Raw genomic sequence first — 15,860 nt, 5'->3', positions numbered from 1 at the left:
ATGATATATTATAAATGGGGGTTAATGGGTGGAGGGCATTCTGAAAGGGGTTTTGATTGGTTATTTGCATCAGTTTTTCTACTATCTTATTCAATGTGGCATCCTGAAAGGATCTCACCATAGCAAACGTTGATACATATATTATAGTATATAGGATAAATATGGAATAACGAAGTAGAGATCTCTACGGGATGATAAGCTTAGTGATAGGCGTGCGGACGGACTTTTAAGTTTGGGCTAAAGCCTAATGAGGGGTCATTATTTATTGAGCGGGCTAAAGTCCGCTCCTAGTGAAATAGATTTCTCCCACTGATTGCGCAGATTTGCACGGATGATAATGGATAGTGTATATATATTATATAAGAGAAGGTAAGAATAGATCCATGGGATGGATCCGTACGAGAAGACAAGTTACATGATAGGCGTGGAAGGATTTTTAAGTTTCGGCTAAAGCCTGATGAGGGGTAATTATTTATTGAGCGGGCTTTAGCCCGCTCCTATTGAAGTAGATTTTTCCCAATGATTGCATGGATTGACATAGAGGAGTACATTATTTTCTGTTGAGCGCAAACCCATTTTCAACTTTCAACTTTCAATTTTCAACTTTCCATTTTCAACTTTCAATTCTCCTAGCCCCGATAGTAACGGATACCCCACAGCAGGGATTGGAGAGCCGGAGGGTTTTGGCTGTGGAGCGCGCTGGCGCGAGGAGTAGGAGTGGATAGCGGGAAATAGCTCCTAAACAGATTAGAGAAGATTGGTGTGGGAGAGCGAAAGAATTATTGAACAATACTTATAAAATATGAGTACTGAACTTCTCATCTATTATATATGTATACATGTGTTTTTTTGTTTTTTGATTCACATTTTCAAATAAAATAATAGATGTAATAGTCATAAAAAATGGGGAACTATTTTTTTGATTGCTTACATTTGTAATGCATTCTGGATTTTAAGGAATGAAATGAGTTTATATGACAGACAGAAAATATAAAGAAACGGTCCATACAGATACTAATCACTACGAATATACTACCATAACCCACGACGAAAATAAGGTAAGAATATATACTCTTAAAAATGGTTTAAAGGTTTTTCTTGCCCAGAATTTTGATGCTCCGAGGATACAAACCTACATCCCTGTAAGAACGGGAAGCAATAATGATCCTGCTGATAATACAGGATTGGCTCATTATCTTGAACATATGATGTTTAAAGGGACTTCCAGAATCGGGACTCAAAATTGGGAGAAAGAAAGTAAACTTCTGGATCAGATCTCTGCATTATACGAAGATCATAAAGCTGAACAGGATTCAGAAAAGAAGAAGGAAATTTACAAAAAAATAGATGAAATTTCTCAGGAAGCAAGCCAATATGCAATTGCTAACGAGTATGACAAAGCTATTTCATCTCTGGGAGCAAGTGGTACCAACGCTCATACGTGGTTTGATGAAACAGTTTATAAAAACAATATTCCGAACAATGAGCTGGAAAAATGGTTAAAAATAGAAAAGGAAAGGTTTTCTGAAATTGTCCTTCGCCTTTTCCATACGGAACTTGAATCGGTATATGAAGAGTTCAACAGAGCACAGGACAATGATACAAGGTTGGTGAACTATGAGCTTATGGCAGCACTCTTCCCTACTCACCCCAATGGGCAGCAAACGACATTAGGTAAGCCTGAACATTTAAAGAATCCGTCTATGGTGGCTATTCATAAGTATTTTGATGAATATTATGTTCCTAATAATTATGCAATGGTATTGGTGGGAGATCTTGATTTTGAAGAAACCATTGTATTGATTGATCAATATTTTGGTTCTTTACCTTACAAAGAGCTGCCGACAAAAACACCAATACTTGAACAACCTATAGTCGAAATTGTAGAAACAACGGTAAAAAGTCCCACGACTCCTAGGGTTCAACTGGCATGGAGAACTGAAAGCTATGGAACCCGGGAAGCAATGCTTGCAGACGTGGTTGCTAATATTCTTAGTAACAGAGGTGAGGCGGGTCTGTTGGATCTTCATATCAACCAAACGCAGAAAATGTTATGGGCACAAGCCTTTTCTGTAGGATTAAGGCAATATGGATATTTTTCTATTGTTGCTGTTCCTAAAGAGACCCAGACTTTGGATGAAGCGAGAGCAATGGTTCTGGAAGAGATAGAACTGATAAAAAGAGGGGATTTTCCTGAGTGGATGCTTCCAGCCATTATTAATGATTTTAAGCTTCAGCGTATGAAAGGGCTTGAAACTGCCGATGGCCTTGCTACTAATCTTTACGATACTTATATAAAAGGAAGAAGCTGGGAACAGGAACTTAATGAAATGGATGAGTACTCCCGCTTCACGAAAGAGGATATTATCCAATTCGCCAATGAATTCTTTAAAGAAAACTATGTTGTTGTCAATAAAGAAAAAGGTATTAATGACAAACTTCTCAGAGTTGAAAACCCGGGAATCACGCCTGTTAAAATCAACCGTGAGGCACGGTCTACGTTTTTAAATGAAATATTGGTAGAGAAAACTGAGGATATTAAACCTGAATTCATCAATTATCAAAAAGAGATTATTACTGATACGATTCAAGATAAAAAGATCAGTTTTGTTAAAAATAAATACAATGATATAGCCCAGGTACACTATATTTTCCCTTTTGGGAGTGATCACGACAGAGACTTAGGTATTTCTACTCAATTGCTTCAGTACCTGGGAACAGATCATCTTTCTCCTGAAGATTTGAAAAAGGAATTTTTCAAAATTGGGGTAAGTAATGATTTTAAGACAACCCATGACCAGCTTCTTATCACATTAAGCGGGCTGGAGGAAAATATTGAAAAGGGGATTGCCCTTCTGCAAAACTGGATGTCTCATGTACAGCCGGATCAGGAGACTTATCATCAATTTGTAGGAACAGTACTTGAAAACCGTCAGGCTGTAAAGAAAGATAAAAACCGTATCATGACTGCCCTGACCAATTATACAAAGTTGGGAAGCAACTCTCGTTTTACAGATGTCATTTCTAAAGAAGAGCTTGAAAGCAGTAAAGCCGAAATATTTACGAACCGAATGAAAAACCTTTTCAAATATCCTTACCAAGTCTTCTTTTACGGTAAAGATTTTGACAGATTTAAAGGCTACATCAATCAGTATATTGAAGAAGAAAGTCTTCAGATTCCTCAACCTAAACAGTATCCTGAACCGGATACAGGAGGTAAGGTGTACTTTATCAATTACGATATGGTTCAGATGGAAATGAGCAAACTCGGAAAAGGACGCCTTGTTGATCCTTCAACTTTTGGAAAGGTTAATGTCTTTAATGAGTATTTTGGAAGAGGCTTATCTTCTATTGTATTCCAGGAGATCCGAGAGAGTAAGAGTCTTGCATATTCTGCGTATGTTTCTTATTCAGCCAATTCTGAATTGAATCATCCTGATTATATTAGTACATACATCGGAACACAACCGGACAAGTTAATGATTGCCGTTGATACAATGAATGATCTGATGACTGAGCTACCTGAAGTTTCTATTCAGTTTGAAAATGCTAAAAATGCTGCTTTGAAGCAGATTGCATCAACCAGAGTTACGAGAAATAATATATTCTTTAATACTTTACGATTAAAGAAATTGAATATTCATCATGATTTCCGAAAGAATATTTATGAGCAGATTCAGCATCTGAAATTTGAAGATCTTAAAACTTTTTATCAGACAGAGGTTAAATCTGTACATTTTAACACTGCCATTCTTGGCAAAAAAGAAAACCTGAATATGGAAGCTGTGCATAAAATGGGAACTTTCACAGAGGTAAGTTTAAAAGATATCTTTGGTCATTAAACATAAAAATCCGCTCAATATTGAGCGGATTTTTTTATATTTTTTACCCCTTGGGATTATTCAACAGTTATTACGTCATCATACAATCTCCGTCTCCATCCTGGTATTGTGGGTTAAAATTCACAGGAAGATTTTTCAGAAGCTGCTTATGAAAGAGATAGTCTCTTTTAAAATCACGCTCATGGATTTTAGAGAATGATTTTGAGTTTTTTATAGCCTCATTGAGTAATGTTTGGTAGCTTGTAAGGGCTTTCACCTTATATTTAACAATAAAATAGTTTAAAAAACAAAGTACTTTATCCGGTTCATCATTGGTAAAAAAGTAAGGTATTTTAAGGTATCCGTCACGAAGCTGTAATAGCAAACAAGCAGAAAGGTTATTATTTTCATCAAAAATTTTAATCCAGAAATACTTAAAGATATTGGCATAACTTGAGAAAAGGTACTTTTCTTCTTTTTCTCCTTCCAACACCCATGGATTTTCTATAAAAGTATTGATTTCTTCTGCTGTACGGTGACTTGAAAATCGAGTCATAAAATCTGCACTGTCTTTATCAGGGCGGCTGAGAATTTCATAACGGAAGTCCGGCTTTTTAACAAAGAGATTCTTCACAGAGATTAAAGTATTAGCAAATATATCCATGGTCCGGAACAAGGGCTTCCAGTTTTTTGTCTCAGGCTTCTTTTCCGGAATAATTGTGGCAGCATCCGTTCTGAAATAATATCGTTTCCCTTCTTTTGGAAAAACATATTCAAAAGTTCCCATAATGTTATACAAAGCCTCAGCTTCTCTGGTAAATTCTGTGATCACAATTCTACCTTCATACTCCTCAAAAACTTTCTTCAAAAGTGCTTTTGCAGGTCTTTTTTTCCGGAATTCGGGATTTGCATACAGCGTACTAAGCCATGCATAACGGATCTTTTCGCCATCAACGATAAAATAGTCAGGAAAACACCCAACATATCCTATTAATTTTTCTTCAACGAATGCCAGAATAAGAAGGGTCTGATCATCGGTTGCTTTAGGGTTTTTAACGTGAGATACTGCACGGTGTCTGGTGATGGGAAGAAAGTCGTACTGCTCAAAACCACGTGAGAATACAAAATCTTCCAATTCCTTTTTATTGAATGTTTTCAGTTGTATCATTTTCGTTCGATGGTATTTTTTTGAATAAGCCTTTTCAGCTTGAAGTAAGCGATTTCCTTTTTCAATATCTGTTCCCCGCTCTCCCCCATTTCCATTGGAATTCGTTGAAAATTCTTTTGAATACTATCCATTTTTATTCCTGCACAGCCAAAGCTACAGTATACGTCTTCATTTTTAAAGAATTCATCAAAGAAGTCTTTTTTTACCTCAAAATCTGTGAACGGAAATGCAAAAGCTTCATACAGAAACCCATTTTCTTTTAAATAGGTAAATGTTTTGTTGGTGGTTTCCATTTGCTGTGTCAACGATAAATCATCATATTTAGGATGATCCCAGCTATGTGAAGATATTCCAAAGCCTTTACGGGTAAGGGTTTGTAATTCTTCTGTACTTAGATAGGGTTTGTTTTCTATTGAATATCTTTTAAAATCAACATCAAGTTTTCCTGCCAGTTGTTCCAGAATCTCTTTTTCCTGATATTTTATAGTGAGAATATATTTTTGTAAAGCTTCTATCGTTTGATCCTTAAGGGGTATCAGCTTATAGATTTCAGGATCAATATCCTTTCTTTTTTGGATGGTATCCACAAGAATGCTGGCTTTACAGCGGAACATCATGTCTTTATTGTCTACGAAAGCCGGATTTATAAAGTTACAGGCATAAATTCCTTTCCGTTCTAAAACAGGTACAATAACATCATAGAATTCTCTGAAACCATCATCAAAAGTAAGTAGGGCAATTTTTTTCTTTGGTTTAAAGTTCCCGTTCATACCATCTTTGAATTCACTCCAGTTTACCCATTGGAAATGTTTTGAAAAATAATCCAGATCTTTTTCAAACTGTTTTGTATTCTTATATTGAATGACATGTTTGATGTGGGGAAGATCTTTGTCAGAAACACTGTGGTACAGTGGCAGACAATAATCCAGCGGAAAAGATTTCCCGATATTATTTGTTTCAAAAGCTGCCAGCAAATTGATGATCCTGTCCTTCATCCTGTTTAAAATAAAAAGAATCTATTCAAATTAAATTTAAATAGATTCTTAAAGGTATAACTTTTAAAAATTATTTTATCACTTTCATTTCATCAACCAGCCATTTTGAATCGGCAAATTTTTCGATGACAAAAAGAATGTATTTTGTATCTACCATGATGTTTCTGCTGAAACGAGGGTCATAATTGATATCACTCATTGTTCCCTCCCACTGTCTGTCAAAGTTCAATCCTACAAGATTTCCGTTAGCATCGAGTGCCGGACTTCCTGAGTTTCCTCCTGTGGTATGATTGGTTGCTGTAAATCCTACAGGAACGTCACCGGTTTTGTCTTTATACATTCCAAAATCCTTTTTGTTATAAAGTTCAATCAGTTTTTTAGGAACGTCGAATTCATAATCTCCCGGAACATACTTTTCTATCACTCCGGCAAGGTGTGTCTGGTAACCATAAGAAACGGCATCTCTCGGGTTGGATCCTTTAACTTTTCCGTAGGTTACACGAAGGGTTGAATTCGCATCCGGGAAGAATTTTCTGTCTTTATCAGTTTCCATCTGCTGTGCCATAAATTTCTTCTGAAGAGCGTCAATTTTCGCCTGCATTGAAGTGAATTGAGGGTCAGCGGTTTTCATATAGGTTTCTTTCATAGAAACATATAACTGGAAAATAGGATCTTTTTTTAAGGTTTTGATCAGTTTGTCCTGATTTGAGAAAACTTTATCAACATCTGCAGTTATTGCAGCTCCATTTACAGCAGTTCTCCCTGTGATAATGGAGTTTTTAGACATATCTTCTACTAAAGGAATGTTGGCATTTTCATCTTTATATTTGCTGAAACCAGCCGGTAAAAACTGTGGAGCTGTCTTATTGGCATATAACGCCAATAATTTTGCGGTTACTTTAGCATCAAGCTCTGCACTGTAATCCTTATAGAAGGAGGTTAATTTTGTTTTCAACTTTGAAAGTTCCTTCTCATCCATTCTCCCTGCTTCTACAGAAGCAATAAAGTCGTAATAATCACCAGCAAGTTTTAATGTCTCAGCATTTTTCACAACTTCAGTGTAATAAGCATTGTTTAATGCATAAGGAGCCTGGTCGTTGTATAATTTATTGAGCTGGTCTAATGTTGTTTTGATTTGTGAGTTTTTAGCAACTAAAGACCCTTCGTACATCACTTTTTTCTCTACTGCATTGGATTTCTTCAATCCTTCAACTTCACCAATCCATTTTTTCCAATAATTGGCTACTGAAGCATATTTGGAAGCATATTTTATACGTGTTTCATTATCGACACGCATCTTCTCGTCTAAGGTTTTTAAAGCAACATCACGTACAGCAATTCTTGCAGGATCAATATCCTTCATGATTTTCTCTACTCCTACTGCCGGAAGATATTCAGTTGTTTTTCCCGGGAATCCGAATACAAAAGTGAAATCATTTTCATTTTTATCTTTTATAGAAACCGGTAAGTAATGTTTGGGTACGTATGGTACGTTATCTTTTGAATATTCTGCAGGTTTGTTGTCTTTACCGGCATAGATTCTAAACATCGAAAAATCTCCTGTATGTCTCGGCCAAACCCAGTTGTCTGTATCGCTTCCGAATTTACCTATACTCTGAGGTGGGGCTCCTACAAGACGGATATCTTTATACGTTTCGATGGTATAAGCATAATACTTGTTTCCATAGTACATTGGCTTCACCATAATTGACTGATAAGATTCAACTTTCTGAGAATTTTTATAAACTTCAGTATTATTGTTGATCTTTTTGGTAAGTTCAGGTTCTGTAAGGTTATCTGTTCCTTCTAAAATCTGATCTGTAACTTCTTTGATATCTACAATAAAGTCTACTTTTACTCCCGGGTTGGGAAGTTCTCCACTCATGTTTTTTGCCCAGAATCCGTTTGAAAGAAGGTCATTCTGTACTGTAGAATGCGCCTGGATCTGTCCATAACCGCAGTGGTGGTTGGTTAATAATAGTCCTTTAGGTGAGATGATTTCTGCTGTACATCCACCATTAAACTGTACTACAGCATCTTTAATACTTGGTTTTTGAGTGTTGAAAATATCTTTTGCAGAGATTTTCATTCCCAAATCCTTCATCTCTTTTTCATTCAGTTCTGTAGGAATCCACATTCCTCCATATTGTTGTGCAAATGCCATTGCTGCCGGCAAAAGAAATACGGATAAAAGTATCTTTTTTGTCATAATCAAAATTTTGCCCGAATTTACGAAGAAAAATAGGAATAGGCTTTATAAAAGGAGTTGAAAGTTGAAAATTGAAAGCTGAAAGCAGGAACTTACCTCCGGACTTGTTGATGGTAAATAACCGTTAATTTTTTATGAATTCTCGTTCAGGGACAATAATATCTTTTTTGGGTCTGTTTACTACCTCTGTCCAGTCTTCACTTCTCAACTCTCAATTTCTCACTTTACATTTTCAGCTTCCTTGGCGTAATTTTTGTTCCTTGCTAGTCAATTCAATTAAAAACATACTTAAATTAATTATTACGATGAAAAACAACATGTTTATTGTAGGAATCGGAGCCGCTTTACTTCTGGCTTCTTGTTCTAAAAAAGAAAAAACTACTGAAGCACCCGGAGTTACAACAGATTCTATAATATCAGCTATTCAGCCGGCACCGACAGACAGTGCATCACAGCCAATTACCAGTGCGATAGGTGACACGTCTGAAAATGCACTAGACTGGAATGGTACTTATGATGCAACCGTTCCTTGCGCAGACTGTCCGGGAATCAAAACTTCATTGACGTTGAACAAGGATAAAACGTTCAGCATTACTGAGGAATACATTGATAGAAATTCAAAGAATCAGGATAAAGGATCTTTTACATGGGATGCTACAGGAAGTATCATCACTTTAAAAGGGAAAAGTGCCAACTATAAATATAAAGTAGGCGAAAATACCCTTTACCAACTCGATATGGAAGGAAAAGAAATTACAGGTCCTAACAAGGATTTATATATCTTCAAGAAAAAATAAAAATAAAGGCTCCGGCCTTTATTTTTTTACTATATTTTAAAACTGATAGGCAATAATTTTAGGATCATCCACCAGATTTTTCATCAATTCTTCATGATGCTCAGTCTTTCCGGTAAGTCTCCATATTACGGTCAAATTTCCCTGACTATATTGTTGTTTGATCATCACAAATTGTAAATGATATTTTTTGAAAATTTCTTCACAATGTTTCACATCCACCGATGTTTCCACTGAAATTCTATATTCTCTGATTTTATGATAATTGTCTATAAAAGTCTGGAGATAGGTAAGCGCACTTAGGATAATAAGCACTAAGGCAGTTCCTAAAAGTGAAAAATAGACATACCCGGATCCCACCGCCATTCCTATGGACGCGGTTGCCCAGATGGTTGTAGCCGTCGTTATTCCTTCTATTTTATTTTCTCCTTTAAAAATTACTCCGGCTCCTAAAAAACCGATTCCGGTTATAATATTGGCTGCAAGGCGATCAGGATTTGCCACTCCTATTTTAATGGAGAGAATCGTAAAAAGGCAGGAACCAAAACAAACCAGAATAAAGGTTCGAAGACCCGCCGACTTGTTACGATATTCCCGCTCAGCCCCGATCATTAACCCCAATATGACAGAGATCAATATCAATAACAACTCATTTTTAACGGCATAATGATCCTGAAGAAAATCCATAGTTTTTTATTTAAACCAAGAATAAATTTACAATAAAAAATTGATCTCCTGTCAGCATGGTGTGACTTTGTTCATAGCAAGAAGATTTTATTTAAGTGAAAACTTTCGTAATATTACACTTTCATTACACATTGGTGTAGAAATGAATCAAGAAAAAATTAAAACAATCAAAATATTTCCCTATGGATAAAGAGATTTCCCACTTCTGGCTAGGATATTTTAAGAATGAAGAGGACTTTTATGACTTTGTAGAAGAGGATGAAAGTTATTATATGGAAGAAGAAACGGAAGATCAGTATGTTTCAAAATTTGCCGAATCACAGAATATCAAGTGGTTTGATGACGATTTTATAGAATATGGTTTCGAAGATGAAAGGCTCGGACTTTATGAAAAGTTTTCAGAATATTCCTATGCGGATCAATGGCTTCCTGTTCTTGAAAGGAAGCTCAATGAAATGAGTCTGGATACTCCTGTAAATACTATCATTTTCGCCAGCAGATTTATTATTCCTAATCCAGTTTCTGTAGATGGTGAGGAAAATAAGCTGTATTATGTTGGCGAGATTGAATTTGATGTTTAGAAAAAAATGATCAAAAAAATAAGTAAAAATACCTTGCTGCGTGATTTCAATGACAGCAGGGTATTTTTCTTACCAAGAAAAACAACTTATGAACATTTACACTACTCTTCAAATCGGCGATTATCACACAAACCATTGCGAAGACTATCTTCTTGTTAAAAAGATAAGTTCAAATAAAATAGTTTGTGCCGTAATGGACGGATGTTCTACCGCACTGGACAGCCACTTTGCCTCAACATTGATTGGAAAAATTTTACGTAAAATCATCATTGAAGCAGGATATAAAGAGTTGTATGAGAAGGACATTCAACGTAGCCCGGATGAAGATCTCAAAGAAATTTTAGAAAATCTTTTTAGGGAAATTTCATTGATCAAAAAAAGTCTTATGTTGGATGAAAAGGAACTTCTCAGCACTTTGACAATTATGTTATATGATACGCAAAAAAATGAAGGTGTTATTTTAGTAACAGGAGACGGTGTCATTTGTATCAACGGAAACATCACTGAGTTTGATCATAATAATAAACCTGATTATCTGGCCTACCATCTTCATGAGAATTTTGAGGATTGGTATGAAAAACAAGAGCAAAGATTATTCTTTAAAGATATTGAAGATATTTCAATTTCCACAGACGGAATTTTGACGTTTTCAAAAATCAAAAAAACAGAATCAGATCAAAAAATAGATTTCGTTACATATCTTATGGTAGATCAGTTGTATAGTGAAACTGAAGATATGCTCAATAAGAAACTTAAAAATCTGGAATATCAATTTGGAGTTAAACCAACAGATGATCTGGCTATGATAAGGATAAAAAGATCATAAAAAAATACAAACTAATCCCTTGAACACCACAAAATCAAAATATCATAAGCTCTTTCTTTTTGCAAAGAAATTTTCCATCAATACAATCATTATCTTTAGTATGACCTGTATTGAAACCTATTGGTCTATGAGGCAACTTGCCGATAATATGTCAAGCGGTTGTCTCTCATGCAGTTTTCTTGAGGATGTAGTGATTATATCATTTCTTACAAGTATTTTGTTATCTGTTATTTTCTCTTTGCTTTTCTTTATTAAGAGATTTTTTTTGAAAACTGTTATTCAACTTTTATTGCTGATTATCATGTGGCTTTTCTGGAACTATTCTATTTTTGTTGATAGGGAATCTTCATGGAGTACCTATGATACAAAATCGGAGATCTACTATACTATTTCAATGTCTATTTTCCCGGTCAGTCTTCTGGGATGCTTTTGCATTTTGCTCTTACATTATAAGAAAATAAAAGCTGGATTTATACCTCACCAAAAATAAAGTTATATTACAGAAGTACGGTAAACCGTAAATAATTTTCAAATGTTCAAAATACTTTTGTACATGAAAAAATTATAAGTATGCCATTAACTCAATGTCCTCAATGTCAGAATCAGTTAAATTCTACTGATATTTTTTGTGCTGAGTGTGATTATGTAATCACAGATAATTCAACAAAGCAAGATTCAGAAATACCACCTTCTCATCCCCCTAAAAAACAGAATAACGGATGTGCTGTTGCTTTGTTATTTATGGGTATATTAATTATCGTATTTTTAGTAAAGACTTGTTCTGAAACAAAAGAAAGCTCCAATTTCACAACTGATTCGGTCAGTCAAATTTCTAAAGAAGATCGTATCAGGAATAAAGCGAAAATGGACAGTATAGATAAGCAACAAAAAATTGAAGATGAAAAGTTTTTAAAGACTAAAGCAGGAAAGATTCATAAAAAGCATCCTGAATGGTCTAAGGAAGACTGTATTAATATTTCTGAACATAAGATTTGGATAGGAATGCATTACGATATGTTAGTATACATGAGAGGTAAGCCAGACAATGTAAATACCTCCAATTACGGAGATGGCCCCAATTATCAAGCTTGCTGGCATGATTATGATGCATCTTGTTTTTATTTTGATGAAAGTCAGATTATTACTTCTTACAATTAAAAAAGGCGGGTTAAGAACCCGCCTTTTTTATGTATGTTTATAATATTCTGCCAATTAATGAGCTTCCAGCCAGTTATCACCCGTGCCTATCTCTACCAGTAACGGAACTTGTGTTTTTAAAGCCCCTTCCATTTCTTTTTTAATTAATGCGGAAGCAGCTTCGATTTCATCCACCGGAGATTCAAATACCAATTCATCATGTACCTGAAGTAACATTTTGGTTTTTAATTGCTGTTCGTCCAATTCTCTGTCGATTTTAATCATCGCAATTTTTACAACATCTGCTGCACTTCCCTGAACAGGAGCATTTACTGCATTTCGTTCTGCATGCGCTCTCACCACAAAGTTATTGGAATTGATATCTTTTAAATGACGCTTTCTTCCTAAAATAGTTTCTACATATCCTAACTGACGGGCTTTACTTACCTGCTCAGCCATATATTCCTTCAGTTTCGGATAAGTTTCAAAGTAGGCTTCGATCATTTGTTTAGCTTCTGTACGGGATAATCCGGTTTGTTCTGCCAGGGCAAAAGCGCCTTGTCCATAGATAATTCCAAAGTTTACGGTTTTGGCCTGGCTTCTTTGTGTTTTAGAAACTTCTTCTAATGGAATTTTAAACAATTTTGCCGCTGTAGATGCATGGATATCTTCTCCATCCTGGAAAGCTTTAATCATATTTTCTTCTCCTGAAATTTCAGCGATAAGACGAAGCTCAATCTGCGAATAATCGGCAGAAATAATTTTCTGTCCTTCTCCTGAAACGAACGCTCCACGAATCTGTTGTCCTCTCAATGTTCTGATCGGAATATTCTGCAGGTTAGGATTCACACTCGCCAAACGACCTGTCGCAGCAGTAGTTTGTGAGAAATTGGTATGTACTCTGTTATCTGTTTTATCAATCTGTGAAGGCAAAGCATCCACATAGGTTGATTTTAATTTCTGGTATGTCCTGTATTCCAGAATATGTTTGATGATCTCATGTTTTGAAGACAACTTTTGCAACACATCTTCCGAAGTGGCATACTGCCCGGTTTTGGTCTTTTTAGCTTTCGGATCAAGCTGCATTTTTTCAAACAGGATTTCCCCAAGCTGTTTAGGAGAATTCATATTGAATTCTTCACCGGAAAGCTCAAAAATTTTAGCTTCTAATTGCCTTAAATCGTTTTCAAGATCCACACTTTCTTGTGCCAGCCATTTTTCGTCAAGGGAAATTCCGGCTAGTTCCATTTTGGCAAGAACTTCCATCAGAGGCATTTCGATATTGTAGAAGAGTTCTTCCAGGTTTTCTTTTTTCAGTTGCGGAGCAAACAGTTCGTATAACTGGAAAGTGATATCAGCATCTTCTGCTGCATAATCCGTCTGGGTTCTAAGATCTGCATCTCTGAAAGTCCCTTGATTTTTCCCTTTCTTACCAATAATGGTTTCAATGGATACAGGCTTATAGTTCAGATATACTTCAGATAGATAATCCATTCCGTGTCTTCCATCCGGATTCAGCAGATAATGGGCAATCATGGTATCAAACATGGCTCCTTTAACAGTAATATCGTACTGTTGTAAGACTTTGTAATCGAATTTTAAATTATGAGCAATCTTCAACAGATCTTCTTTTTCAAAAAACGGTCTGAAAATTTCCAGCGTTTGTAAAACCTCATCTCTGTTTTCCGATAAAGGAATGTAATAAGCGAGACCTTTTTTATAGGAGAAACTCATTCCAACCAACTCAGCTTCCAGCTCATTCAACGATGTGGTTTCTGTATCAAAGCAAACTACTTTTTGCTGTAGCAGGTTATCAACCAGTTTTTTCTGTGCTTTCGGGTTGTCAATAAACTGATAAAGATGATCATTATGTTCAATGGTAGACTTGGTAGAAGTAGCCTGATCAAGTTCTTCGAAATTGGCAAAAAGATCAAGCTGCATGACTTGTCCTTTCACTTCTGTTCCGGCGGATGTTTGTTTCACTTCCACTTCACTTACTACAATTGTTTCAGTAGCGGCAGGAGCAAAAGCCCTGTACAGGTTTTCGTACAGTCTTCTGAATTCAATCTCATCAAAGACTTCTTTTACTTTTTCAAAATCCGGAGTTTCAAGATCATATTGCTCCTGGTGGAACTCTACAGGAACATCACAGATAATAGTCGCCAGTTTTTTAGACAAAATACCACGTTCTGCAGAAGCTTCTACTTTTTCTTTTAACTTTCCTTTCAGTTTATCGGTATTGGCTAATAAAGTTTCGATATTTCCGAATTCTTTAAGGAACTTCATTGCCGTTTTCTCGCCTACTCCATCAAGCCCTGGGATATTATCTACTGCATCTCCCATCATGGCAAGGAAATCAATGACCTGTTTGGGATCTTCGATTTCATATTTTGCTTTTACCTCTTCTACACCCAAAATTTCTATATCACCTCCTTTTAATCCGGGTTTATAAATTTTGATTTTATCTGTAACCAGCTGTGCAAAGTCTTTGTCAGGAGTTACCATAAAGGTTGTATAGCCTTCTTTTTCTGCTTTACAGGCAATAGTACCAATGACATCATCTGCCTCATAACCTTCTACTCCCAGAATTGGAATATGCATGGCTTCCAGAATTTTATGAATGTATGGAACAGCAATTTTAATGGCTTCAGGAGTTTCGCTTCTGTTGGCTTTGTACTCTGCAAAATCTTCAGTTCTTACACTTGCCTGCCCGACATCGAAAACAACTGCCAGATGAGTAGGCTTTTCTCTTCTGATCAATTCGATCAAGGAGTTGGTAAACCCAAAAATCGCAGAGGTGTCTAATCCTTTGCTCGTTAGTCTCGGGTTTCTGATCAATGCGTAATATCCTCTGAAAATCATCGCATAAGCATCGATGAGAAACAGCCTTTTATCTTGTGTTGCGTCCATATTTTCTATAATGAACAAAGATAATAAAATAGGAACAAAAGTTGGTAGTCCGTAAGAGAGTTTGAGGTTTCGAGAGTGGAAGGCGTAAAGATTTGAATGTGAACAAAGAATGGTCAATACGATCCCATAATCATTTTTTAATAATAAAAATATTTACCATTCATTTGTGAAGATATTTTGACAAAAAAAACAGTATACTCATGTGAATATACTGTTTTATTTTTTTTTCTGATCTGGCTTATTTACCTGAAGAAGGCCATAATCCAGCGTACTGAGAAGTACCATAGTCAATTGTTTCAGCACTGATTACGAAGCTGATCAACATACTGTTGCTATCTACTGCGTCGAAGTCTACTTCGTGTTGAATTACATATCCATTTTCCCAGTTCAGAGTGATCAATGTTCCTTCTTCGTGAGATTTGTTGAATGTAATTTCACCTTTTGTAGGCTTGTATTTACCGTTTAGTAAGCTTTCAAGGATATCTGATTTTTCAGTAGCTTCTACTGTCACCTTGATTAATGCGTTAGAAGGATCTGATGCTACACGTCCTGAAACGTCAGTAGATCTTGATACACTGTAGTTCATTTTTAACAGTTTTTGTCCTTCTCCTCCGTTGAATTTTAAAATTCCTCTTGAATTTCTTTCTGCCATGATTGTAAATTTTAATCGTTAGTAATAAATTGTTTGTTCGATAATTATATAACAAAGATAGACCCCTTGTTTTTGAAAAA

The 15,860-nt window shown here is 35.8% G+C and carries 11 protein-coding genes; 5 read left to right on the top strand and 6 right to left on the bottom strand.

The window, feature by feature from the left end:
- The first annotated feature begins 974 nt into the window (after positions 1 to 974).
- Positions 975 to 3,842: a M16 family metallopeptidase gene (locus tag C1631_RS22195; protein WP_109714272.1), complete on the top strand. Its 2,868-nt coding sequence runs from the start codon at positions 975 to 977 to the stop codon at positions 3,840 to 3,842.
- Between the two features lie 70 nt (positions 3,843 to 3,912).
- Here C1631_RS22195 and C1631_RS22190 read toward each other — a convergent pair whose 3' ends face one another.
- From C1631_RS22190 to C1631_RS22180, 3 genes are all read right to left on the bottom strand, one after another.
- Positions 3,913 to 4,989 carry a GNAT family N-acetyltransferase gene (locus C1631_RS22190; protein WP_109714270.1) on the bottom strand — a complete coding sequence of 359 codons (1,077 nt, stop codon included), beginning with the start codon at positions 4,987 to 4,989 and terminating at the stop codon, positions 3,913 to 3,915.
- The gene (locus tag C1631_RS22185) at positions 4,986 to 5,984 is read right to left on the bottom strand and encodes a polysaccharide deacetylase family protein (protein WP_109714268.1); all 999 of its coding nucleotides are present in this window, start codon (positions 5,982 to 5,984) and stop codon (positions 4,986 to 4,988) included. The genes C1631_RS22190 and C1631_RS22185 overlap by 4 nt, the downstream gene beginning before the upstream one ends.
- 70 nt (positions 5,985 to 6,054) lie before the next feature.
- Positions 6,055 to 8,193: a S46 family peptidase gene (locus C1631_RS22180; protein WP_109714266.1), complete on the bottom strand. Its 2,139-nt coding sequence runs from the start codon at positions 8,191 to 8,193 to the stop codon at positions 6,055 to 6,057.
- A gap of 305 nt (positions 8,194 to 8,498) precedes the next feature.
- On the opposite strand from C1631_RS22180, the gene C1631_RS22175 reads away from it, so the two are divergent.
- The gene (locus C1631_RS22175; protein WP_103249459.1) at positions 8,499 to 8,990 is read left to right on the top strand and encodes a copper resistance protein NlpE; all 492 of its coding nucleotides are present in this window, start codon (positions 8,499 to 8,501) and stop codon (positions 8,988 to 8,990) included.
- A gap of 36 nt (positions 8,991 to 9,026) precedes the next feature.
- Here C1631_RS22175 and C1631_RS22170 read toward each other — a convergent pair whose 3' ends face one another.
- Positions 9,027 to 9,674 (bottom strand): MgtC/SapB family protein, encoded by a 648-nt coding sequence (locus C1631_RS22170; RefSeq protein WP_109714264.1) that lies wholly within the window; start codon positions 9,672 to 9,674, stop codon positions 9,027 to 9,029.
- Between the two features lie 182 nt (positions 9,675 to 9,856).
- On the opposite strand from C1631_RS22170, the gene C1631_RS22165 reads away from it, so the two are divergent.
- From C1631_RS22165 to C1631_RS22150, 3 genes are all read left to right on the top strand, one after another.
- The gene (locus tag C1631_RS22165) at positions 9,857 to 10,255 is read left to right on the top strand and encodes an immunity 22 family protein (RefSeq protein WP_103249660.1); all 399 of its coding nucleotides are present in this window, start codon (positions 9,857 to 9,859) and stop codon (positions 10,253 to 10,255) included.
- A gap of 88 nt (positions 10,256 to 10,343) precedes the next feature.
- A complete protein-coding gene (locus C1631_RS22160) occupies positions 10,344 to 11,081 on the top strand; it encodes a protein phosphatase 2C domain-containing protein (RefSeq protein WP_165828356.1) in 738 nt (245 codons plus the stop codon).
- A gap of 570 nt (positions 11,082 to 11,651) precedes the next feature.
- Entirely contained in the window at positions 11,652 to 12,239 is a 588-nt protein-coding gene (locus C1631_RS22150; RefSeq protein WP_109714262.1) for a hypothetical protein, read from the top strand.
- Positions 12,240 to 12,293: 54 nt separating this feature from the next.
- Here C1631_RS22150 and polA read toward each other — a convergent pair whose 3' ends face one another.
- Positions 12,294 to 15,128, bottom strand: a complete 2,835-nt coding sequence (polA, locus tag C1631_RS22145; protein ID WP_109714261.1) for a DNA polymerase I — start codon at positions 15,126 to 15,128, stop codon at positions 12,294 to 12,296.
- 238 nt (positions 15,129 to 15,366) lie between these two features.
- On the bottom strand, positions 15,367 to 15,780 hold the full coding sequence (gene tssD, locus C1631_RS22140; RefSeq protein WP_084086641.1) for a type VI secretion system tube protein TssD: 414 nt from the start codon (positions 15,778 to 15,780) through the stop codon (positions 15,367 to 15,369).
- Positions 15,781 to 15,860: the final 80 nt, after the last annotated feature.

The organism is Chryseobacterium phosphatilyticum (genome assembly GCF_002899825.2).
Taxonomy (GTDB): domain Bacteria; phylum Bacteroidota; class Bacteroidia; order Flavobacteriales; family Weeksellaceae; genus Chryseobacterium; species Chryseobacterium phosphatilyticum.
Note: the sequence above shows the minus strand (reverse complement) of the source record. Positions and strands in the feature narration are given on the sequence as shown.